Origin of the sequence: Pseudonocardia phyllosphaerae (genome assembly GCF_046546475.1) — a bacterium.
GTDB classification, from domain to species: domain Bacteria; phylum Actinomycetota; class Actinomycetes; order Mycobacteriales; family Pseudonocardiaceae; genus Pseudonocardia; species Pseudonocardia phyllosphaerae.
In genome coordinates this window covers 984,844-1,007,252 of record NZ_JBKGXS010000001.1, presented here as the reverse complement: position 1 = coordinate 1,007,252, position 22,409 = coordinate 984,844, and the positions used below count along the sequence as shown (strand labels likewise).

General features: G+C 73.3%; 17 protein-coding genes and 1 tRNA gene. 5 read left to right on the top strand and 13 right to left on the bottom strand.

The window, feature by feature from the left end:
• Window positions 1-274: 274 nt before the first annotated feature.
• The 13 genes from ACLE50_RS04740 to argS all read right to left on the bottom strand — a co-directional run bounded on the left by ACLE50_RS04740 (window position 275) and on the right by argS (window position 16,794).
• Complete coding sequence (locus ACLE50_RS04740) at window positions 275-751, bottom strand: hypothetical protein (protein WP_410942094.1); 477 nt, start codon at window positions 749-751, stop codon at window positions 275-277.
• Window positions 752-851: 100 nt separating this feature from the next.
• Window positions 852-2,669 carry a hypothetical protein gene (locus ACLE50_RS04735; RefSeq protein WP_410942093.1) on the bottom strand — a complete coding sequence of 606 codons (1,818 nt, stop codon included), beginning with the start codon at window positions 2,667-2,669 and terminating at the stop codon, window positions 852-854.
• Between the two features lie 54 nt (window positions 2,670-2,723).
• On the bottom strand, window positions 2,724-4,007 hold the full coding sequence (locus ACLE50_RS04730) for a serine hydroxymethyltransferase (RefSeq protein ID WP_458788547.1): 1,284 nt from the start codon (window positions 4,005-4,007) through the stop codon (window positions 2,724-2,726).
• A 116-nt stretch (window positions 4,008-4,123) separates the two neighbouring features.
• A complete protein-coding gene (locus ACLE50_RS04725; protein WP_410942091.1) occupies window positions 4,124-4,786 on the bottom strand; it encodes an L-threonylcarbamoyladenylate synthase in 663 nt (220 codons plus the stop codon).
• 20 nt (window positions 4,787-4,806) lie between these two features.
• On the bottom strand, window positions 4,807-5,691 hold the full coding sequence (prmC, locus tag ACLE50_RS04720) for a peptide chain release factor N(5)-glutamine methyltransferase (protein WP_410942090.1): 885 nt from the start codon (window positions 5,689-5,691) through the stop codon (window positions 4,807-4,809).
• Complete coding sequence (prfA, locus tag ACLE50_RS04715; RefSeq protein WP_410942089.1) at window positions 5,688-6,782, bottom strand: peptide chain release factor 1; 1,095 nt, start codon at window positions 6,780-6,782, stop codon at window positions 5,688-5,690. Before prfA ends, prmC begins: the two co-directional genes overlap by 4 nt.
• Window positions 6,783-6,915: 133 nt before the next feature.
• The gene (rpmE, locus tag ACLE50_RS04710; RefSeq protein ID WP_410942088.1) at window positions 6,916-7,140 is read right to left on the bottom strand and encodes a 50S ribosomal protein L31; all 225 of its coding nucleotides are present in this window, start codon (window positions 7,138-7,140) and stop codon (window positions 6,916-6,918) included.
• Between the two features lie 150 nt (window positions 7,141-7,290).
• The gene (rho, locus tag ACLE50_RS04705) at window positions 7,291-9,660 is read right to left on the bottom strand and encodes a transcription termination factor Rho (protein WP_410942087.1); all 2,370 of its coding nucleotides are present in this window, start codon (window positions 9,658-9,660) and stop codon (window positions 7,291-7,293) included.
• 374 nt (window positions 9,661-10,034) lie between these two features.
• A complete protein-coding gene (gene thrB, locus ACLE50_RS04700; RefSeq protein ID WP_410942086.1) occupies window positions 10,035-10,943 on the bottom strand; it encodes a homoserine kinase in 909 nt (302 codons plus the stop codon).
• Window positions 10,943-11,959, bottom strand: coding sequence for a threonine synthase (gene thrC / locus ACLE50_RS04695; protein ID WP_410942274.1), 1,017 nt, complete (start codon window positions 11,957-11,959; stop codon window positions 10,943-10,945). The genes thrB and thrC overlap by 1 nt, the downstream gene beginning before the upstream one ends.
• A 164-nt stretch (window positions 11,960-12,123) precedes the next feature.
• On the bottom strand, window positions 12,124-13,530 hold the full coding sequence (locus ACLE50_RS04690; RefSeq protein WP_410942085.1) for a homoserine dehydrogenase: 1,407 nt from the start codon (window positions 13,528-13,530) through the stop codon (window positions 12,124-12,126).
• Window positions 13,531-13,670: 140 nt separating this feature from the next.
• The gene (gene lysA, locus ACLE50_RS04685; protein WP_410942084.1) at window positions 13,671-15,143 is read right to left on the bottom strand and encodes a diaminopimelate decarboxylase; all 1,473 of its coding nucleotides are present in this window, start codon (window positions 15,141-15,143) and stop codon (window positions 13,671-13,673) included.
• A 1-nt stretch (window position 15,144) separates the two neighbouring features.
• A complete protein-coding gene (argS, locus tag ACLE50_RS04680; protein WP_410942083.1) occupies window positions 15,145-16,794 on the bottom strand; it encodes an arginine--tRNA ligase in 1,650 nt (549 codons plus the stop codon).
• A gap of 201 nt (window positions 16,795-16,995) precedes the next feature.
• Between argS and ACLE50_RS04675 the strand changes: the two genes are divergently transcribed.
• The 5 genes from ACLE50_RS04675 to ACLE50_RS04655 all read left to right on the top strand — a co-directional run bounded on the left by ACLE50_RS04675 (window position 16,996) and on the right by ACLE50_RS04655 (window position 22,366).
• Window positions 16,996-19,152, top strand: a complete 2,157-nt coding sequence (locus tag ACLE50_RS04675; RefSeq protein WP_410942082.1) for a hypothetical protein — start codon at window positions 16,996-16,998, stop codon at window positions 19,150-19,152.
• A 75-nt stretch (window positions 19,153-19,227) separates the two neighbouring features.
• A tRNA-Arg gene (locus ACLE50_RS04670) sits at window positions 19,228-19,299 on the top strand.
• 567 nt (window positions 19,300-19,866) lie between these two features.
• Window positions 19,867-20,535: a response regulator gene (locus ACLE50_RS04665; protein WP_410942081.1), complete on the top strand. Its 669-nt coding sequence runs from the start codon at window positions 19,867-19,869 to the stop codon at window positions 20,533-20,535.
• 293 nt (window positions 20,536-20,828) lie between these two features.
• A complete protein-coding gene (locus ACLE50_RS04660; RefSeq protein WP_410942080.1) occupies window positions 20,829-22,220 on the top strand; it encodes an OFA family MFS transporter in 1,392 nt (463 codons plus the stop codon).
• Window positions 22,217-22,366: an MFS transporter small subunit gene (locus ACLE50_RS04655; protein WP_410942079.1), complete on the top strand. Its 150-nt coding sequence runs from the start codon at window positions 22,217-22,219 to the stop codon at window positions 22,364-22,366. The genes ACLE50_RS04660 and ACLE50_RS04655 overlap by 4 nt, the downstream gene beginning before the upstream one ends.
• The last annotated feature ends 43 nt before the right edge of the window (window positions 22,367-22,409 follow it).

Sequence of the window (22,409 nt, the reverse complement as noted above, 5' to 3'; positions counted from 1 at the left end):
GGCGTCCGGGCCGAAACGCCGGAAGTCACCCACATCGCCTACGTGGCGGATGCTATCAGCCATACTTCTACACGATGTCGGGGGTTGGGAACCCGCGCGACCAGCAGCTTCACCCTCGGGAGAGGACGAACCCCCCGCCGGGTCCCCGGCGCGTGTCATGCGGACGTAATGCGGATGCGGTAGAGGGCACACGCCGCGCCGGGCCGTCGAGTCCACCGCCGAACCGCGGTTCCGGACTGATCGGATGAACCGGATGCCGCAGGTCGGAGGGTGTCTACGCGCCGGGAGCGGACGGGTCGACGCCGACCAGCACCCGCACCTTGTAGCCGGCCCAGGACTCCGCGGCGCTCGTGGTGATCAGCACCACGAGCATGGTCACGGCCAGCGACATCCGGTCCAGCCATTCCGCACCGCCCAGGGTGAAGAGCACCATCAGCAGCACGATCATCTTGGTGATCAGGCCGACGAACGACGCCAGCATCACGAACTGTGGTGCCAGTGCGGCGGTACGGCGGACCAGCAGCGGGGTGAGCAGTGCCGACCCCGTGCCGAGCACGGCACCGGCCGCGGCGCCGTAGAGACCGGCGATCCCGGCGACGAGCAGGGCGACGACCACACAGACCAGCGACGCGGCCACCCCGGTCAGCCCGGCCCCGCGGGCCATCGAGCTCGACAGCCGGCGCAGTGCCTGTTCCTGGCCGACGGCGGGCCCGTCGTAGCGCCCGCGTTCCGAGCCCGCCCAGCTCCACATCGCCGTCGTCGCTCCTCGGTGGTGTCGGCGGTGCCGCTCCGGCACCGGCCTCCACGGTAGCGGGGTGGGCGGTGGCGCCGGTCCCACCGGGGTCGAGCGGTCAGGCCGCTCCGCCGCCGCGGTCCGGCCGACGCTGCGGCGGGGTGGGAACGGTGGGCTGCTCGGACGCCTCAGCGGCTGAGCCGTTCCGGTCGGGGCGGGGCGGCGAAGGCGGTGCGGACGGGGCGGACGGCGCAGGCGGCACTGTGGACGGGTCCGGCCGCCGAGATGCCTCAGCAGCTGAGGTGTTCCGGCCACCCCGGGGTGCTGCCGGCGGCCCGGCAGCAGGCGGCCCGGCAGCAGGCGGTCCGGCGGCAGGCGGTCCGGCGGCAGGCGGCCCGGGAGCAGGCGACCCAGCGGCAGGCGGTCCGGCAGCGGGCGGTCCGGCCGGGCGGCCCGTCTCCCCGGTCCGCATCGGCCTGGTCACGCCGGCGCCGGGGTCGGCGGGAGCCGGCCGGGAGCCCGGCCTCCGGTCGGCCGCGTCCCGGTCCGCTGTGGTCCGCTCCGGTGCGGGCCGGCGGCGCCGGCCCACGTCCCACGGCTCGGACCGGCCGGTCGGCGGCCCACCACGTCGGCCCTGCGCCGGCGGACCGTCCTGACCCGCACGCCCCGGGGGCGGAGCCGACGGGCCGGAGCGGTTGGCGGGACTCGCGTCCCCTGCCGCCGGGAGCGGGTTCGGGCCGGTCCCCCGCGCACCGGCACCCGGCGTGCCGTCCCCTGCCGCCGCCGTCCGCATCCGCGACCAGTGCGGCACCGTCGAGGCGACGAAGGCGATGCCGAGGGCGATCACCATCACCGTCAGCACCAGGCCGGTCTGCGGCAGCAGCGCCAGCGCGACGGCACCGAACGCCAGCACCGCGACCCACAGGTAGACCAGCAGCACCGCGCGGCGGTGACTGTGCCCGACCTGCAGCAGCCGGTGGTGCAGGTGCATCTTGTCCGGGCTGAACGGGCTGGTCCCCGCCCGCGTCCGGCGCACGACCGCGAGCAGCAGGTCCAGCAGCGGGATGAACACGATCCCGACCAGCACGATCACCGGCGCGACCAGCGCCAGGATGTCCCCCGGGCCGGCACCGAACGTGATCCGGGTCGAGGCGCTCGTCGTCGCCGCGGACAGCATGACGCCGACCAGCATGGACCCGGTGTCGCCCATGAAGATCCGGGCCGGGTTGAAGTTGTGCGGCAGGAAGCCCAGGCACGCCCCCGCCAGCACGACCGCGATCAGCGCCGGGGAGTAGGCGCTGGTGTCGTTGCCGTTCTCGTGCAGCAGCCCGATGCAGAACACCGTCGTCGCCAGCGCGGTGATCATGCCGATGCCCGCGGCGAGCCCGTCCAGGCCGTCGACGAAGTTCATGGCGTTGACCAGTGCGACCGTCACCAGCACGGTCATCAGCACCGCCTGGGACTGGCCGAGGATCAGCCACGACCCGGAGATCCCCGTGCCTCCCCCGCCGAGCGGAATCCAGAGCACCGCCCACTGCACGCCGTAGAGCACCAGCAGCCCGCCCGCGGTCACCTGGGCGGCGAACTTGGTGACGGCGTCGAGGTCGTAGCGGTCGTCGAGCATCCCGACGCCGACCATCAGCGCGGTGGCGATGACCGTCCCGAAGACCTCGGTCGATCCTTCGAAGTAGGCCAGCCGCAGCGCGGGCAGCTGCAGCGCCAGCACGAGCCCGGCGAGCACCCCGCCGAACATCGCGAGGCCACCCCACCGCGGGGTGGGCGTGACGTGCACGTCCCGCCCCCGCGGCCAGGCGACGGCCCCGGCCTTGAGCGCCAGCATGCGTACCGGGCCGGTGAGCAGCAGCGTCACCACGGCAGAGACCAGCCCGACGAGCAGGTACTCCCGGATCGGGAGTCCGAAGCTCAGCTGGTCCACCGGCACCCCTCGGCGACTCTCGGGTCGGTCAGGGCCGTCGTCCGTACGGCCGTGTCACCCCCGAGGGTAGGCCGGGTGCTTCCCGACGAGCGCGGTGACCGCCTCGGCGACGTTCGCGAGCTCCGCGTCACCGGCCGTGGTGTCGTGCTCGGCCTTGACCGCGCGGGCCAGCAGCGCGCCGACCTCGGCCATGTCGGCCTCGGTCATCCCCTGCGTCGTGACGCTCGGCGAGCCGACCCGGATGCCGGACGGCTTCATCGGCGGCGCCGGGTCGTACGGGATGGCGTTCTTGTTCAGCGTGATGCCTGCGCGGTCGCAGCGGGTCTCGGCCTCGGCACCGGTGACGCCGATCGGCCGCAGGTCCATCAGCGCCAGGTGGTTGTCGGTGCCACCGGACACCGCACGCATGCCCTCGGACTCGAGGCTCGTGGCGAGCGCCTGCGCGTTCGCGATGACCTGACGGGCGTAGGCCTGGTACTCCGGCTGCGCCGCCTCCTTCATCGCGACGGCCTTGGCGGCGACCGCGTGCATCAGCGGGCCGCCCTGGGAGAACGGGAAGACGGCCTTGTCGATCGCCTTCGCGTGCTCCTCCTTGCAGAGGATCATGCCGCCGCGCGGGCCGCGCAGGACCTTGTGCGTGGTGGCGGTGACGACGTCGGCGTAGGGCACCGGCGACGGGATCGCCTGGCCGGCGACGAGGCCGATGAAGTGCGCGGCGTCGACCATGAGCTTGGCGCCGACCTCGTCGGCGATCTCGCGGAAGACCTTGAAGTCGATCAGGCGCGGGTACGCGGTCGCACCCGCGATGATGATCTTCGGCTGGTGCTGCTTGGCCAGGTCGCGGACCTGGTCGTAGTCGATGAGCTCGGTGTCCTCGCGGACGGTGTAGGACACGGCGTTGAACCACAGGCCGGAGAAGTTGACCTTCGCGCCGTGCGTGAGGTGCCCACCCTGCTTGAGGTCCATCGCGAGCACGGTGTCGCCGGGCTTGGCGAAGGCGGCGTACGCGGCGAGGTTGGCGCTCGCACCGGAGTGCGGCTGGAGGTTGGCGTACTCGGCGCCGAAGAGCTCCTTGGCGCGGGCGTTGCCGATGTTCTCCGCCTCGTCGACGACCCCGCAGCCGCCGTAGTAGCGGCGGCCGGGATAGCCCTCCGCGTACTTGTTGGACAGCGTCGACCCGAGCGCGGCCAGCACCGCAGGGCTGGTCAGGTTCTCGCTCGCGATCAGCTGCAGGCCGCCGCGCAGGCGGTCCAGCTCCTCCAGCACGACTCCCGCGATCTCGGGATCCTGCTGCTGAAGTGCTGTGAAGTCCGGGCCCCAGAAGGTCTGTTCACTCACGCCGGGACACGCTACCCGGCCCCGCATCCCCTGGCTGCGCCACTGGAACGGCTGTCACACCGTGATCCACCGGCGGCACCGTGATCCACCGATGGGCTCCCCGTACCCGGTGGGGATCAGGCGCGGTCGACGTCCTGGCCGGTGACCTCGGCGACCTGCTCGGCGGTCACGGTGCCCTCACGCAGCAGCCGCGGCCGCGGGCCGGTGAGGTCCACGATCGTCGACGCGACGGCCTCTCCGGACGGGCCGCCGTCGAGGTAGACCTCGACGCTCGAGGCCAGCATCGTGATCGCCTCGGTGACCGTCGACGCCGGCGGGTTGCCCGAGGTGTTCGCGCTGCTCACGGCCATCGGGCCGACCTCGCGCAGCAGCTCCAGCGCGACCGGGTGCAGCGGCATCCGCAGCATCACCGTGCCGCGGGTGCTGCCCAGGTCCCAGGCCAGCGACGGCGCGTGCTCGAGCACCAGCGACAGCTCACCGGGCCAGAACGCCTCGATCAGCGCCCGCGCCGACGCCGGGACGGCGGTGACCAGGCCGTCGATCGTCGTCCACGACCCGACGAGCACGCCGACGGGCATGTCCGGCCCGCGCCGCTTCGCCGCGAGCAGGTCCCGCACGGCCGAGCCGGAGAAGGCGTCGCAGCCGATGCCGTAGACGGTGTCGGTCGGCATGACGACGAGCCGGCCGCCCCGCACGGCGCGCGCGGCGGCGGCGAGACCGCGGGTGCGCTCGTCCGGGACGCCGCAGTCGAACAGCGGCTGGGTCTGCGGTGCGCTCACGCGGCGAATATACGACCGGCTCAGCCGGCCGTCGTCGTGCGGGCCGTGCGCCGGGCGGTGACGAACCGCGGGCGGCCGGTCAGGTCGTCGTGCTCGACGACGTCGGTGAGGGTCCGCCGACGGCGCAGCAGCGCGGGCACGGTCTCACCGTGGGTGTCGTCGTGCTCGATGGCCAGCGCCCCGCCGTGGCGCAGCCAGCCGGTCGCCCCGCGGACGACGGCCTGGATGATCGCGGTGCCGTCCGGGCCGCCGAACACCGCACCGGGCGGGTCGTACAGCTCGACCTCGGCCGGGACCGCGGTGTCGTCCGGGACGTACGGCGGGTTGCACACCACCAGGTCCACCCGCGCCTCCAGCTCCACGAGCAGGTTCGGCCAGCGCACGTCCGCGGGGTGCAGGTGCACCGGGCGTCCCCCGGCGGCGACGTGCGCGTCGAGGTTGCGCCGGGTCCAGGCCAGCGCGTCCGGGTCGGCCTCGACGGCGTGCACGGTGGCGTCCGGGCGGGACAGCGCGAACGCCAGCGCCAGCGCCCCGGACCCGGTGCACAGGTCGAGCACGACCGGCGTCGTGACCTCGCGGATCGCCGCCAGCCCCCACTCCAGCAGCAGCTCGGTCTCCGGGCGCGGGGTGAACACCCCCGGCCCGACGGCGACCTCTGCGGGCCCGAGCACCGCGGTGCCGAGTATGTGCTGCAACGGTTCCCGGGTCGCGCGCCGCTTCACCAGCTGCTGGATGCGGGCGACGTCGCCCGGGTCGACGAGCGGGGACATCAGCAGTGCCCCGCGGGAGCGGCCGAGCACGTGCGCGGCCAGCAGCTCGACGTCGACCCGCGGGGAGGCGACCCCGGCCGCGGCCAGCGTGCGCTCGGCCTCGGCGAGCGCGACGCGCAGCGGCAGCCTGCTCACCGGACGGCGCCTGCGTCCTGCTCGCCCCCGGCCATGGCCTCGGCGCGCTCGGCCGCGGTCAGCGCGGCGAGGACGTCGTCGAGGTGCCCGTCGAGGACGGTGGACAGGTTGTGCGCCTTGAACCCCACCCGGTGGTCGGAGATCCGGTTCTCCGGAAAGTTGTAGGTGCGGATCCGCTCGGAGCGGTCGACCGTGCGGACCTGCGAGCGCCGCTGCTCCGATGCCGCCTCGGCCGCCTCGGCCTCGGCCTTCGCCTGCAGCCGCACCCGCAGGACGTCCATCGCGCGGGCCTTGTTCTGCAGCTGGGAGCGCTCGTTCTGGCAGCTCACGACGATCCCGGTGGGCAGGTGGGTGATCCGGACCGCGGAGTCGGTGGTGTTGACGCTCTGCCCGCCGTGCCCGGAGGCGCGGAAGACGTCGACGCGCAGGTCCTTGTCGTCGATCTCGACGTCCGGGGTGTCGTCGGCGTCGGGGAACACCAGGACGCCGGCGGCGGAGGTGTGGATGCGGCCCTGGGACTCGGTGACCGGCACCCGCTGCACGCGGTGCACGCCGCCCTCGAACTTCAGCGACGCCCACACCCCGCCGCGGGCCGGGTCCTTGCCGCGCACCGAGAGCGTGACGTCCTTGTACCCGCCGAGGTCCGACGGCGTCGCGCCCAGGACCTCGACCTTCCAGCCACGGGTCTCGGCGTAGCGGGTGTACATCCGCACGAGGTCCCCGGCGAACAGCGCGGACTCCTCGCCGCCCTCCCCGGACTTGACCTCCATGACGACGTCGTCGGAGTCGTGCGGGTCGCGCGGCACCAGCAGCTCGGTGAGCCGCTTCTCCAGCTCGACCACGCGCCCGTCCAGCGCGTCGGCCTCGGCGGCGAACGCCCGGTCCTCCGAGGCGAGCTCGCGGGCGGCGTCCCGGTCGTCGCGGGCCTGGGCGAGGTCGTGCGCGCAGGTCACGACCGGGCCGAGCTCGGCGTAGCGGCGGCCGAGCTTGCGGGCCTGCACCTGGTCGCCGAGCACCTCGGGGTCGGCGAGGCGCTGCTCCAGCTCGGCGTGCTCGTCGAGCAGTGCGGCGACCGAGGGGGCCGGGGCCATGACGGGTCCTTCTTCCTGCGGAACGTGCGGTGCGGGCGGCGCGGGCGGTGCGAGAACCCTCGCGGAAACCCGGTGGAACGCGAAACGGCGCCCGCCCCCTCGCGGTGCGAGGGGACGGGCGCCGTGACGGGAGCTACTTGCCCGAGCGCGCGGGACGCTTGCCGTAGCGGGCCTCGAAGCGGGCCACGCGACCACCGGAGTCCAGGATCTTCTGCTTGCCCGTGTAGAACGGGTGGCAGGCCGAGCAGACCTCGACGGTGATGGCGCCGTTGTCCTTGGTGCTGCGGGTGGTGAACTGGTTGCCGCAACCACAGGTGACCTGGGTCTCACGGTACTGGGGGTGAGTGCCCTCACGCATGGAATTCTCCTCTCGATGGCCGCCGGGTCCCTGGTCGCGACACGCGCCGCACAGGGTGAACCGGAGCCGAAGCCGACGCTCCATTGAACCACCGAGGCCCCGGTGGCATTCCCACCGGGGCCTCGACGGACATCGCTACGTCGCTAGGAGTCAGTCCTCGTCCTGGGTGCCGGGCGCGTTCTTCGCGACCTGCATCAGGAACTCGATGTTGGTCTTGGTCTTCTTCAGCCGGGACAGCACCAGGTCGATCGCCTGCTGGTCGTCCAGCGCGGCGAGGATCCGGCGGAGCTTCACCATGACGGCGTGCTCGTCCGGCGACATCAGCAGCTCTTCCTTGCGGGTGCCGCTGTCGCCGATGTCGATGGCCGGGAAGACGCGCTTGTCGGCGATCTTGCGGTCGAGCTTGAGCTCGGCGTTACCCGTGCCCTTGAACTCCTCGAAGATCACCGTGTCCATCGTCGACCCGGTCTCGACCAGCGCGGTCGCGAAGATGGTCAGCGAGCCGCCGTCCTCGATGTTGCGCGCCGCGCCGAGGAAGCGCTTCGGCGGGTACAGCGCGGTCGAGTCGACACCACCGGACAGGATCCGGCCCGACGCAGGCGCGGCCAGGTTGTAGGCGCGGCCGAGGCGGGTGATGTTGTCCAGCAGGACGACGACGTCGTGCCCCATCTCGACCAGCCGCTTCGCCCGCTCGATGGAGAGCTCGGCGACGGCGGTGTGGTCCGACGGCGGGCGGTCGAAGGTCGAGGCGATGACCTCGCCCTTCACCGACCGCTGCATGTCGGTGACCTCCTCCGGCCGCTCGTCGACGAGGACGACCATGAGGTGGCACTCGGGGTTGTTCGTCGTGATCGCGTTGGCGATCGACTGCATGATCGTGGTCTTACCGGCCTTCGGCGGGGACACGATCAGCGCGCGCTGGCCCTTGCCGACCGGCATGACCAGGTCGATCACCCGGCTGGTCAGCTGGGTCGGCTCGGTCTCCAGGCGGAGGCGCTCGTTCGGGTAGAGCGGCGTCAGCTTGGTGAACTCCGGCCGCTGACGCGTGGCGTCGGGCTCGCGGCCGTTGATCGTGTCGACCCGCACCAGCGGGTTGAACTTCTGCCGCGACTGCTCGCCCTCGCGGGGCTGGCGGACCGCACCGGTGATCGCGTCACCGCGGCGCAGGCCGTTCTTGCGGACCATCGACATCGAGACGTAGACGTCGGTCGGGCCGGACAGGTAGCCGGTCGTCCGCACGAACGCGTAGTTGTCCAGGATGTCGACGATGCCGGCGACCGGCAGCAGGACGTCGTCGTCGCGGATCTCGGTGTCGACGTTGCCGCCGCCACCGCCGCGCCCGTCACGGTCCCGGCCACGACGACGGTCCCGGAACCGGCGGCCGCGACGGCCGCGGCCGTCACCGTCGTCGTCGGTGTCGTCGTTGTTGTTGCGGTCGTTGCGGTTGTTGTTCCGCCCGCCGCCGTTGTCGTCGTTGTTGTTCCGGTCGTTGCGGTTGCGGTTGCGCCCGCCGCCCTGACCGTCGTTGTTGTTGCGGCCGCCGCCGTCGTTGTTGTCGGCGCCGTTGTTGTTGCCGCCGTTGTTGCCGCCCTTGTTGCGGCGGCGCTCGCCCTGGGCCTCGTCCTGGCCGTTGTCGGTGCGGGCCTGGCCGTTGGTGTCGGCCTTGTTGTCGCCCCGGTTGTCGGGCTTGTTGTCGCCCTTGTTGTCCGGGCGGTTGTCGGAGCCGTCGTCGCCCTGGCCGCGGCGGCGGGTACGACCACGCCGGCCACCGTCCTGGCCCTCGGAGTTGTTGTCCCGGCCGTTGTCGCGACCGCCCCGGTCACCGCGGTCGCCGCCGTTGCGGCGGCCCTGCTCGGCGTCGCGGTCGCCCCTGTCCTGCTGGGGCCCGTCCGAGTCCTGCTGCGGCTTGTCCGGGCCGGTGTCGGAGCCCTTGTCGAGGTTGCGCTCCAGCGCCTGCTCGACGGCCTTCTCGGCCTGCTCGGGCGAGGTGGTCCCGGCCTCGGCGGCGCCACCGGCGGCGGGGGCTCCGGCCGGGCGCGAGGCGGCGCGGCGACGACGGCGCGGCGCGGTGTCCTCGGCGTCGGATCCGGCGTCGGACCCGGTGTTCGGCGAGGTCGGGGCCCCGGTGGTGGCCGGTGCGGCCCCGGTCGAGGCGCTCGCGGCGCTCCCGTTCGACGCGCCACCGTTCGACGCGGCGTGGGCGGAGCCCCCCGCGTCGGAGGCGGAGGCCTCGGTGCCGGAGAGGGAGAGCTGCGAGGCGTCGGTGCCGGCGGAGTCACCGGAGGTGCCCTGCTCGGACGCGGCCGACCGCGGCTTGCGGGCCGGCGTCGACGCGCCGCCCTGCCGTTCCTTGATCGCGGCGATGAGGTCGCCCTTCCGCATCCCGGAGATGTCCGGGACGTTCAGCTCGGTGGCCAGCTGGCGCAGCTCGGCCAGCACCATGCCGGACAGCCCGCCGCGACGGCGCGGTGCCGCCTCGGTCGAAGCGGTCCCGGTACCGGCGAGATCGGTCTCGCTCACGAAGTTCCTTCCTGACCGACCCGGTTGTCCTGTCCAGGTCAGGGGATGTCACACGCTCGACCGGTGCGGAGACCCCGCACCGGCAGCATTCACAGATGGAGTCCTACGACGACGTCGCGGGTGGGCCGCCCGTCCGGAGTGGTCCGAGAACGGACCGAGAGGAGATCGGGCGAGCGGGCGTCGTCATCCGGTCGTTGCCGGAATCGGATCTGCCGAGCCATCACACTACGCCGACGCCGCATGGAATCACCATGCAGGGCAGAGACTAGACCGAAGCCTGCGGGCGGGCAACAACCCCCCGCCCGGCGCGCCGGAGCCGGTCGTCACACCCACGGGGTGCGCCCGGCTTCGACGGCGCAGGACCGGCACACGCCTCAGAGGACCTCGACACGCACGCCCGCGGTGTCCACCGGCAGCTCCAGGACCGTGAAGCCCTCGGCCGCGACCCCGTCCGGGACGGCTCCGTCGCAGGTCAGCGCCAGGACGGTCGGGCCTGCGCCGGAGATCGCGGCGGGCACGCCGCGCTCGCGCAGCGCCTCCACCAGCGCCAGCGACGACGGGTACGCCGGGCGCCGGTAGGGCTGGTGCAGCACGTCCTCGGTCGCGGTCATGAGCAGGTCCGGGCGCCGGGTCAGCGCCAGCACCCCGAGAGCGCAGCGGCTCCCGGTGAACGCGGCGTCGGCCAGCGGGACCTCGGCGGGCAGCAGCCCGCGCGTGGTCTTCGTCGCCGACTCGGTGCCGGCCACGAACGCGATCGGGTGCACGTCGGGGTGCACGTCGAGGCGCTCGGCGTGGAAGCGCTTCGCGTCCCCGGAGCCGGTGTCCCAGGCGACGACGAACCCGCCGAGCAGGCTGGCCGCGGCGTTGTCGGCGTGGCCCTCCATCCCGGCCGCGAGCTGCAGCAGCGTGTCGCGCTCCAGCTCCGGGTCGCGCCCGGCGAGCACCGCCGCGGCGGTCGCCCCGGCCACCGCTGCGGCCGCGGAGCTGCCCAGCCCGCGCGAGTGCGGAACGGCGTTCGTGCAGCTCAGCCGTAGTCCGGCGGGTGCGGGCTCGCCGAACGCGGCGAACGCCCGCTGCGCGGCACGCAGCACCAGGTGGCGCTCGTCGCGGGCCACGTGCGTCGCGCCCTCCCCCGCCACCTCGACGGCGACACCGGGGGTGGTGAGCGCCTCCAGCTCGATCTCGTCGTAGAGGCCCAGCGCCATGCCGAGGCAGTCGAAGCCCGGCCCGAGGTTCGCCGTGGAGCCCGGGACCCGGACGCGGACGCGCGTCGGGAGCCCCATCAGGCGAGCTCGAGCGCGGCGGCGACCGCGCCCGGGTCGATCGGGACGATCTCCGGCTCCGGCGCGGTGGTCAGCGCGGTGTCCGGGTCCTTGAGGCCGTGCCCGGTGACCGTGCAGACCACCAGCGAGCCCGACGGCAGCGAGCCGTCCGCGGAGGACTGCAGCAGCCCGGCGACGCTCGCCGCCGAGGCCGGCTCCACGAACACCGCCTCCTCGGCGGAGAGCAGCCGGTACGCGGCGAGGATCTCCTCGTCGGTGACGGCCGCGAACTTGCCGTTCGAGTCGTCACGCGCGGTGACCGCCGACTTCCACGACGCCGGGGCGCCGATCCGGATCGCGGTCGCGACGGTCTCCGGGTCGCGCACCGGGGCGCCGTTGACCAGCGGCGCCGCGCCGGCGGCCTGGAAGCCGAACATCCGCGGCAGGTCGGCGATGATCCCGTCGGCGGCGTAGCCGCGGTAGCCCTGCCAGTAGGCGGTGATGTTGCCTGCGTTGCCGACCGGCAGGCAGTGGATGTCGGGCGCACGCCCGAGCTGGTCGCAGATCTCGTACGCCGCGGACGCCTGCCCGGCGATCCGGGTCGGGTTCACCGAGTTGACCAGCGCGATCGCCGGGTAGTCGGCGGTCGTCTTGCGCGCCAGCTCCAGGCAGTCGTCGAAGTTGCCGTCGATCTGCAGGATCCGCGCACCGTGCGCGACAGCCTGGGCGAGCTTGCCCAGCGCGATCTTGCCGCTGGGCACGAGCACCGCACACGTCATGCCTGCGCGGGTGGCGTACGCCGCGGCCGAGGCGGAGGTGTTGCCGGTGGAGGCGCACAGCACGCTCTGCTGGCCGTCGGCGAGCGCGGCGGTGACCGCCATCGTCATGCCCCGGTCCTTGAACGAGCCGGTCGGGTTGGCCCCGTCGACCTTGAGGTAGACCTGGCAGCCGGTCCGCTCGGAGAGCCGCGGCGCCGGGAGCAGCGGCGTGCCGCCCTCACCGAGCGTCACGATCGTCCAGTCCGGCTGGACCGGCATCCGGCTGCGGTAGGCCTCGATGACCCCCGGCCAGTGCCCGGGCGGCGGCGGTGCGACGGCACCCGGGACCTGCGTCACCGGTGCCGCACTCCCCGCGGCAGGCCCGCGGACGTTCTGGACGCTGCCGGTCATGCCGGACCCACTCCCCTGTCGTTCACGAGAACTCATTCGCCCATGCCGAGCGCACTGACCGCGCGGCCCAGGCCCTCGACACGCAGCACCCCGGGCACCCCGAGGACCATCTCCTTGTCCAGCAGCTTCGACACCGTCGCCGACAGCGCCGCCTCCGGCGCCGAGTGCGTCACGACGGTCAGCCGGGCCTGAGTGTGCTCCGAGCCGTCCGCACGGTCGACCGAGCCGGACACCCCGCCGGTCTGGCGGACCGCGGCGATCGAGACGCCGTGGTCGGCGAATGCGCCGGCGATCGCGGCCAGCACGCCCTCGCGGTCGGCGACCTCCAGGTCGACGTGGTACCGGGTGGGCACCTCGCCGATCGGGCGCACCGGCAGGCTCGCGTACGCCGACTCGCGCGGCCCGCGGCCGCCGCCGACCCGGTTGCGGGCCACCGCGACCAGGTCGCCGAGGATCGCCGACGCGGTGGGGGCGCCGCCGGCGCCCTGGCCGTAGAACATCAGCTGCCCGGCGGCCTCGGCCTCGACGAACACCGCGTTGAACGCGTCGTCGACCCGGGCCAGCGGGTGCGAGTCCGGGACCATCGCCGGGTAGACGCGCGCCGAGACCGACTCGCTGCCGTCCTCGGCGACGACGCGCTCGCAGATCGCCAGCAGCTTGATCGTGCAGCCCAGCCGGCGCGCCGCGGCGACGTCGGCCGCGCTGACCTCGCGCATGCCCTCGCGGTGCACGTCGGAGGCGGTGATGCGGGTGTGGAAGGCCAGGGTCGCGAGGATCGCGGCCTTCGACGCGGCGTCGTAGCCGTCGACGTCGGCGCTCGGGTCGGCCTCGGCGTACCCGAGCCGGGTCGCCTCCTCCAGCGCGTCGGCGTAGGAGGCCCCGCCGGTCGCCATCGCCGAGAGGATGAAGTTCGAGGTGCCGTTCACGATGCCCGCGACCCGGGTGATCCGGTCCCCGGCCAGCGACTCGCGCAGCGGCCGCAGCAGCGGGATCGCCCCGGCGACCGAGGCCTCGTAGTACAGGTCCGCGCCGGAGGCGTCGGCCGCCTCGGCCAGCGTCGGTCCGTCCTCGGCCAGCAGCGCCTTGTTCGCGGTGATCACCGACTTGCCGGACTTCAGCGCCTCCAGCAGCCACGTCCGCACCGGCTCGATCCCGCCGATGACCTCGACGACGACGTCCACGTCGTCCCGCGCGACCAGTGCGGCCGCGTCGGTGGTCACCAGCTCGCCGAAGTTCTCGGTCAGCCACGGGTGCTTGTGCGGGCGCCGCACGGCGACCCCCGCCAGCTCGACGGGCGCTCCGACCCGTGCCGTCAGGTCCCCGGCCTGCTCGGTGATCAGCCGCACCACCTCGGTGCCGACCGTTCCGCAACCCAGCAGTGCGACCCGCACGGCGCGGGGCCCGTCCGCCGCGTCCGCGGAGCTCTCGCCCCTCGTCACGTGCCCTCCTCGCGTCCGGCGCCGTCTCGTCGGGCGCCGATCATTCCTGGTCAGGCCGGTCCCGGACGTGCCGGGTGGCCGTTCTCACCCGGTACGTGCCGGGGCCCGGTGGGCGTGTGCTCACCCTCGTGGGGCGCGGTTCACACCTCGAACCGGAACTGGTCGTCGACGGTCTCGCGGCGCAGCAGGGTCCGGTCGGACCCGTCACGCACCGCGACGACGGCCGGGCGGGGCAGCCGGTTGTAACCGGACGCCATCGCGTAGCAGTACGCCCCGGTCGCCGCGACCGCCAGCAGGTCACCCGGCGCGAGGTCGGCCGGGAGCCAGCAGTCGCGCACCACGATGTCACCCGACTCGCAGTGCTTGCCGACCACCCGGGACAGAACGGCCTCGTCGCCACCGGGTACGGAGTCGCGCACCGAGGAGCGCGAGACCAGGCGGACGTCGTACTCGGCGTCGTAGAGGGAGGTGCGGATGTTGTCGCTCATGCCGCCGTCGACGCTGACGTAGCGCCGCGAGTACCCGCCGAGCGGCACGTCCTTGATCGTCCCGACCTCGTAGAGCGTGACGGTGCCCGGGCCGGCGATGGCCCGCCCCGGCTCGACGGCGACACCCGGCGCGTCCAGCCCGGCCGCGGCGCACTCGCGCTTGACGATCGCGCGCAGCTCCTCGGCCAGCGCCGGCATCGACAGCGGCGTCTCGGCGGGCTTGTAGGCGATGCCGATGCCGCCGCCCAGGTCCAGGGTGCGCACCGACGCGAGCCGCTCGTCGCCGTGCTCGCGGTGCAGGTCGGCGAGGACCTTCACCACCCGGCGGGCGGCCGCCTCGAAGCCCTCGGTCTCGAAGATCTGCGAGCCGATGTGGCTGTGCAGTCCGACCAGCTCCAGGTGCCGCGCGGCCATCACCCGGCGGCCGGCCTCCAGCGCGGCGCTGGACTTCCCGTCGGCGGCGGCGACGTCGGCGTAGGAGTCCGCGGCGATGGAGAAACCGAACTTCTGGTCCTCGTGCGCGGTGGCGATGTACTCGTGGGTGTGCGCCTCGACGCCGACGGTCAGCCGGATCAGCACCGGGGCGGTGACCCCGCGCTCGGCCGCGACGGCCTCCAGGCGGGCGATCTCGTCGAAGCTGTCGAGCACGATCCCGCCGACACCGGCGTCGACCGCCGCGGCCAGCTCCTCGACGGACTTGTTGTTGCCGTGCAACGCGATCCGCTCGGGCGGGAACTCTGCGCGCAGCGCGACGGCGAGCTCGCCGCCGGAGCAGACGTCCAGCGAGAGGCCCTCCTGGGCGACCCAGCGGGCGACCTCGGTGCACAGGAACGCCTTGGCCGCGTAGTGCACCGCGGACGCGCCGAAGGCGGCGGCGAACTCCGCGCAGCGGGACCGGAAGTCGTCCTCGTCGAGCACGAACAGCGGGGTGCCGTGCTCCCGGGCGAGGTCGCGGACGTCGACGCCGGCGATGCGCAGGACGCCGTCGTCACCGCGCACGGCGTTGCGCGGCCAGACGGCCGGCGCGAGCTGGTCGAGCTCGGCCGCGCAGGTGGGGCGCGGGCCTGCGGACTCGGGGGCGGGGGTGATGCCGGCGTGCAGCGGTCCGGCGGGGTGGGCCCTCATGTCACATCCGTTCCGGTGCCGAGACACCCAGCAGGGCGAGGCCGTTGGCCAGGACCTGACGGGCGGCCACGCAGAGCGCGAGCCGGGCCCGGTGCAGGTCGGTGACCTCCTCGTCGCCCATGGGCAGGACGCGGCAGGAGTCGTAGAACTTGTGGTACGCCCCGGCCAGGGCCTCCAGGTACCGCGCGACGCGGTGCGGCTCGCGCAGCTCGGCCGCCGAGCGGACGACCTCGCCGAACTCGCCGAGCGTGCGGATCAGGTCGCCCTCGCGGTCGTGGGTGAGCAGGCCGAAGTCCTCGCCCGGGGTGACGCCGAGGTCGGCGGCGTTGCGGGCCAGCGACGACAGCCGGGCGTGCGCGTACTGGACGTAGAACACCGGGTTCTCGCTCGTCCGCGACGCCAGCAGGTCCAGGTCGATGTCCAGGCTCGAGTCGACCGAGGAGCGGATCAGCGAGTAGCGGGCCGCGTCGACGCCGACCGCGTCGACCAGGTCCTCCATGGTCACCACGGTGCCCGCCCGCTTGCTCATCCGGACCGGCGTGCCGTCCTTGACCAGGTTCACCAGCTGCCCGATCAGCACCTCGACCACGGCCGGGTCGTCGCCGAACGCGGCCGCGGCGGCCTTGAGCCGCGCGATGTAGCCGTGGTGGTCGGCGCCGAGCATGTAGATGCACAGGTCGAAGCCACGCGCCCGCTTGTCGCGCAGGTAGGCGATGTCGCCGGCGATGTAGGCGGGGCGGCCGTCGGACTTGATGACGACGCGGTCCTTGTCGTCGCCGTGCTCGGTGGAGCGCAGCCACCAGGCCCCGTCGGCCTCGTAGAGCGAGCCGTTCTCCTTGAGCGCGGCGACGCAGCTCTCCACCGCGCCCGAGTCGTGCAGCGACTGCTCGTGGAACCAGACGTCGAACTCGGTGCCGAACTCGGCGAGCCGGGCCTTGATCTCCTCGAACATGAAGCCGACGCCGACGCGGCGGAACGTCTCGTCCCGCTCCGCATCGGGCAGCTCCAGCACGCCGGGCTCGGCCGCGACGACCCGCTGGGCGATCTCGGCGATGTAGTCGCCGCCGTAGCCGTCCTCCGGGGCGGGCTCGCCCTTGGCCGCGGCGACCAGCGAGGACACGAAGCGGTCGATCTGCGCGCCGGCGTCGTTGAAGTAGTACTCGCGGGTGACCTTGGCGCCGCGCGCGGACAGCACCCGGCCCAGCGCGTCGCCGACGGCGGCCCACCGGGTGCCGCCCAGGTGCAGCGGGCCGGTCGGGTTGGCGGAGACGAACTCCAGGTTCACGTTGCGGCCGGCGTAGTCCTCGCCGGTGCCGTAGGTCTCGCCCGCGGCCAGCACCTCGCCGACGATCGCGCCCTGGGCGTCCGCGGCGAGGCGCAGGTTGATGAAGCCGGGGCCTGCGATCTCGGCGGAGTCGATGCCGTCGCGGGTCGCGAGCTCCTCGCAGATCCAGCCGGCCAGCTCGCGCGGGTTCACCCCGGCCTTCTTCGCGGTGCGCAGCGCGACGTTGGTCGCGTAGTCGCCGTGCTCGGGGTTGCGGGGACGCTCGACGCCCGCGTCCTCGGGCAGCGCGGAGGCGTCCAGGTCGCGTCGGGTCAGCACGTCCCGCGCGACGTCACGGACCAGGACGGCGAGCACGTCGGGATTCACCACCCGGATTCTAGAAGGTGGCCCGGGCCACCTTCATGCAGGTTACGGGCGCCCCGGCACACGGTCGGCGATTCGTGGCGGCCGGACCGCCGAGCCGTACGGCCGGGCACCGACCGGACGCGTACGGTGACCGCGCCGTTTCCCTCCGGTCCGGCGCGGCCTCCCGCGCACCACCGGCGGGACCACCGAACCGGAGGACGCATGGCCGTCGCCGCCTCCACCGACCCGCGGGCCTCGCGGTGGTGGGCCCCGCTGCGCCGCACCGACCCGGTCCCGCTGCTGTGCGGGGCGCTGTCGCTGCTGCTCACGGCGGTGTTCGTCGGCGTCTCGCTGCGCTACAACGGTGGGCATCTCGTCCCGCCGCTCGACGACGTCTACATCCACATGCAGTACGCGCGCCAGGTCGGTTCGGGCGAGCCGTTCCGCTACCTGCCGGGTGAACCGGTCTCCACCGGCGCGTCCAGCGTGCTCTACGTCGTGCTGCTCGGTATCGCCTACGCCGTCGGCTTCCACGGGCTGCTCGGGTTCGCCGTGTTCTTCGGCGCGGTGTGCATCGCCGTGGCGACGGCGTTCACCGCGGTACTCGGCCGCGAGCTGGCCGGACGCACGGCCGGGATCTGGGCGGGTGCGCTCACCGCGGTGTCCGGGCCACTGCTGTGGGGCGCGGCCAGCGGCATGGAGGTGGGCCTGCTCGCGCTCCTGCTGACCGGGTCGGTGCTGGCGTTCGTGCGGGAGCGGCCGACGGCCCGGTTCCTGGTGACCCCGCTGGCCGGGGTACTGCTCGCACTGACCCGCCCGGAGGGACTGATCACCGCAGCCGCGCTGGTGGCCGCGATGCTGTGGACGCTCGGACGGGCCGCGGTCGCCGGGCGCCTGCTCCGCCCGGACGCGGTGCGCTCGGCAGGCCTCGCACTGCTGCCGCTGGTCGCCGGAGCCGGTCAGGCCGCGGTGCAGTACCTCGCGACGGGGACGAGCGAGGCCAACGGGGTGCAGGCCAAGTCCTGGCTGCACGAGGGCCTGCTCCGCCAGCCGCTCGAGGTCGCCGACCACACGCTGCACAACGTCCAGGCGATCGTCGCCGGGCTGTCCGGGATCAGCGGGCAGGACGTGCTGCCGCCGGGGACGCTCGCGTTCGCCGTGCTCGGCCTGGTCGCGCTCGGCCTGCGCCGGCAGCGCACGCTCGCCGTGGCGCTCGGCGCCGCCCTCGCCGGGGTGCTGCTCGGGGTCGGCACGCTCACCACCGCGCAGTGGCAGGACCTGCGCTACCTGCAGCCGTTCCTGCCGCTGTTCGTGCTGCTCGCGGTGCTCGGCGTGGCCGCGCTCGCCGAGCTCGCCGGGCCCGAGCGCGGGCGGCTGGTGCTGCACGGCGTGCTCGGCGTCGGGCTGCTGTTCACCCTGCTCGCGACGCCGACCTGGGCGCTGCGGCTGGGCCAGCAGGCGTCGGCGATGCGGGAGGGACCGGTCAGCGTCGCGCGCTGGATCGCCACGCACGTACCGCCGGGCGAGGTCGTCGCGGTCAACGACGTCGGCGCCGCGGCCTGGTTCGGCGGGCACCGCACCGTCGACCTCGTGGGGCTCACGACGAACGGGCTCGCCGCCCCGTCGCGCAACGGCCCCGGCACCCTCTACGACGCGCTGCGCCGGCTGCCGCCGCAGGACCGCCCCGGCTGGTTCGCGATCTTCGACCGCTGGGGCGGCGCTCCGGTGTCCGACCTCGGCCGCTCCGGGCTGCTCGGCACGCAGCCGGTCACCACGTTCCAGCTGGTCGCGCCGCCGCGGCCGATCTCACCGGCCGCACCGCAGACCTGCCAGATCGACCTCGACTGCGACCGGGTGAGCATCTGGCGGGCCGACTGGACCGTCACCGGTGACCCCGAGCGCCCGGACCTGCCGGTACCCGGGACGCTGCGCGACCACGTCGGCGTCGGCGACATGGCCGACGAGACCGCACACGGCTGGGCGCCGGCGCCGCCGGTGCTGGGGCTGCAGCCGCTCAGCACGCTCGACCGCGCCCCTGCGCCGGACCGGATGGTCGCCGACGCCGGACGACGCGTCGTCGGTGGTGAGAGCTTCACGCTGCGCGGCCTGACGCCCGGGCGCCCGGTGACGCTCACCGGCCGGCTCGGCGCGGACGCGCCGGTGGAGGGCGACCGGACCCGCGCACTCGTCGTCGAGGCGGACGGGCGCGAGGCCGGGACCTGGGTGCTGCCGCGCGCGACGCCGTGGCGGCAGTCGTCGTTCGTGCTGCCCGGCGAACTGGTCACCGGCCCCGAGGTCCGCGTGACGACCCGCCCCGAGCAGCCGTTCCTCGCGCCGTACCCGGACTACCGGTCCTACGAGTGGTGGGCGCACCAGTGACGCCCCACCGGTGATCGCCCGGTACCCCGTGCGCGTCGGGTGGGGGCCGTAGGCTAGGGTTTCACCCATCGCACGGCCCCCGTAGCTCAGGGGATAGAGCACCGCCCTCCGGAGGCGGGAGCGCAGGTTCGAATCCTGCCGGGGGCACCCACACGACAAGGCCCGAACCCAGCTGGGTTCGGGCCTTTCGTCGTTCCAGGGCCGCCGCAGCACACCGTCTCCGTGCGCAGCACACGCTGCAGCGTGTGCCACGTGCCGACACGGTGTGCTGCGACGCCTGATCGCCCGTCCCGGTCACGCGGCTCCGAGCCGGCCCGCACCGGCGCACCACCGCGGATCGGCCGCACTCTCCACAACGCCCCCGGAACCGGATCAGCCCAGCGCACAGCCCTGCGCAGTGACCCACCGTCACACGTGCTCGCCCAGCGGAGTTGCGCGTACACGAATTTGTTGACCGCCGCCACGCGACAACCCGGACCGACGATCACGATTCCGACGCCCCGACCAGCACTGATCGATGATCCCGATCACATCATCGTCAACGTGACGCCGGAGCGGCCTTGTCCGTCCCTGCGCAGCTCGCCACCATTGCTTCAGATGTTGCTTACATCACACCAGCGCAAGGAGGCGCCTGTGACGGCCGTACTCGGTTCCCGTTCGCCCGGCCCGGCCGGCACGCACGTCCGACGGCCGTCCCCACGAGGGCCCGTCCGCGTGGTGGTGGTCGACGACCACGAGATGGTCGTCGCCGGTATCCGGGCCATGCTCGCACCGCACCACGACCGCGTGCAGGTGGTCGGTTCCTCGACCGGGCGCAGCACCGCCGAGGAGTTCCTGTCCGACTCCGACGCGACGATCGAGCTCGTCGCCGGGCTCCGGCCCGACGTCGTGCTCTGCGACGTCAGCTCGCACCAGATCTGCGGGCTCGAGCTCACCCGCCGGCTCCACGAGCGGCTGTCCGCGTGCCGGGTCGTCCTGCTCACCGACCACGACGAGGAGTGCCACCTGTTCTCCGCGGTGCAAGCCGGCGCGGCCGGGTACCTGCTGAAGCGGATCGGCGGTGCCGAGCTGGCGGACCAGCTCGAGGCCGTCCGCGACGGCGAGACCGTGATCGACCCGTCCCTGGCCGGGCGGACCCTGCAGCACGCCGCGACCCGGCTCAGCGACGAGGTCTGGCCCGGAATGCGGCAGGGCCTCACCCACCGCGAGAGCGAGGTCCTCTCGATGACCGTGACCGGCCTGTCCGCGCACGGCGTCGCGCACCGCCTCTCGGTGGACGACGAGACCGTCGACGTCCACCTGCGCTCGATCTACCGCAAGCTCGCCGTCACCGACCGCGAGGGTGCCGTCGCCGCGGCCCGGGACACCGGGTTCGACGCCTGACGGTCTTCGCTGCACAGCCGACCACCACCTCCACCGCACCACGCCACAGCAGCAACACGTAGACAGCAGCACGGCCACGCACCGGCACAACTCGCGCGAAACGTACATTTCTCCCCCGGGCGCTCCCCGACCGGGGGGATGAGCAGGTCACTCGAACGAGTGACCCTCGACCGCACGGCCGGTGCACCCCGTCGGGCTCCCGCCCGCCGGTACACGGGTTCTCGGCCCGATTCGTTTCCGTACAGGTCGCCCGCCCCGAGAGGTGTGCGCCCGACTTCTCGGGAGGTCGTGCAATGACCGCAGGATTCCTGGAGAGGCGACGGATCGTCGCCCGACCGGGCTGGAGCCGGTGGCTCGTGCCGCCGGCGGCCCTCTCCATCCACCTGGCCATCGGGCAGGCCTACGCCTGGAGCGTGTTCAAGTCCCCGCTCGAGGCGGGCATGCAGATCTCCGGCGTGATGAGCGCACTGCCGTTCACCCTGGGCATCATCATGCTGGGCCTGTCCGCGGCCGTGTTCGGCACGAAGGTCGACACCAACGGCCCGCGGTGGGCGATGGTCGTCGCCACCGCGTGCTTCGTGACCGGCTTCCTCGTCTCCGCGCTCGGCCTGTACCTGCGCCAGTACTGGATGCTGGTCATCGGCTACGGCATCATCGGCGGCATCGGGCTCGGCATCGGCTACATCTCGCCGGTGTCGACGCTGATGAAGTGGTTCCCGGACCGCCCCGGCCTGTCCACCGGCATCGCGATCATGGGCTTCGGTGGTGGCGCGCTGATCGCGTCGCCACTGACCCAGCAGCTGCTGGGGGCCAACGGTGCGACCGGCCAGAGCCCGGACGTCGACGGCATCGCCCGCACCTTCCTGATCATGGGCGTCATCTACGCGGTCTTCATGTCGGTGGGCTGGCTGCTCATCCGGGTGCCCGCCGACGACTGGCGCCCGGCCGGCTGGGACCCGGAGTCCGCCAAGGCCAAGGGCAAGGTCGTCGCCCCGGGCCACGTCTCGGCGAACAACGCGATCAAGACGCCGCAGTTCTGGCTGCTCTGGGTGGTGCTGTGCTTCAACGTCACCGCGGGGATCGGGATCCTGGAGCGGGCCGCACCGATCTTCAAGGACTTCTTCCCGGGTGGCGCCACCTCGCCGACGGCGCTCGCCGCGGCCGCGGCCGGGTTCGTCGCGATGCTGTCGCTGGCCAACTCGCTCGGCCGCATCCTGTGGTCGACGACGTCGGACTGGGCGGGCCGCAAGAACATGTACCGGCTCTACCTGGGCGTCGGCGCGCTGCTCTACCTGACGATCACGCTGACCACCAACAGCAACAAGGTGCTGTTCCTGATCTGCACGATCCTGATCCTGTCGTTCTACGGCGCCGGGTTCGCGACCGTGCCGGCCTACCTGCGTGACCTGTTCGGCACCTACCAGGTCGGCGCGATCCACGGCCGGCTGCTGACCGCCTGGTCCACCGCCGGTGTCCTCGGCCCGCTGATCGTCAACGCCGTCGCCGACGCCGAGATCGCCCAGGGCGTGCAGGGCCCGGCCCGCTACACCCCGGCGTTCATGATCGTCATCGTGCTGCTGGCGATCGGGTTCGTGGCCAACGAGCTCATCCGCCCGGTCAACCCGCGTTTCCACGAGCCCGCCGAGGCCACCGTCCGTTCCGCCGAAGGGGTGAAGACGTCATGACCGCGACCGCCGACCAGCACGCCGAGCACCACCAGCCGACCACCGTCTCGCCGGTCCTGGCCGTCCTGCCCTGGCTCTGGGTCGTCGTGCCCTTCGCCTACGGCCTGGAGCAGCTGCTCATGAAGATCCCGGCCCTGTTCGGCTGAGGGTCACCGCACCGCGAACTACCTGCGAACGCCCCCGTCGCAC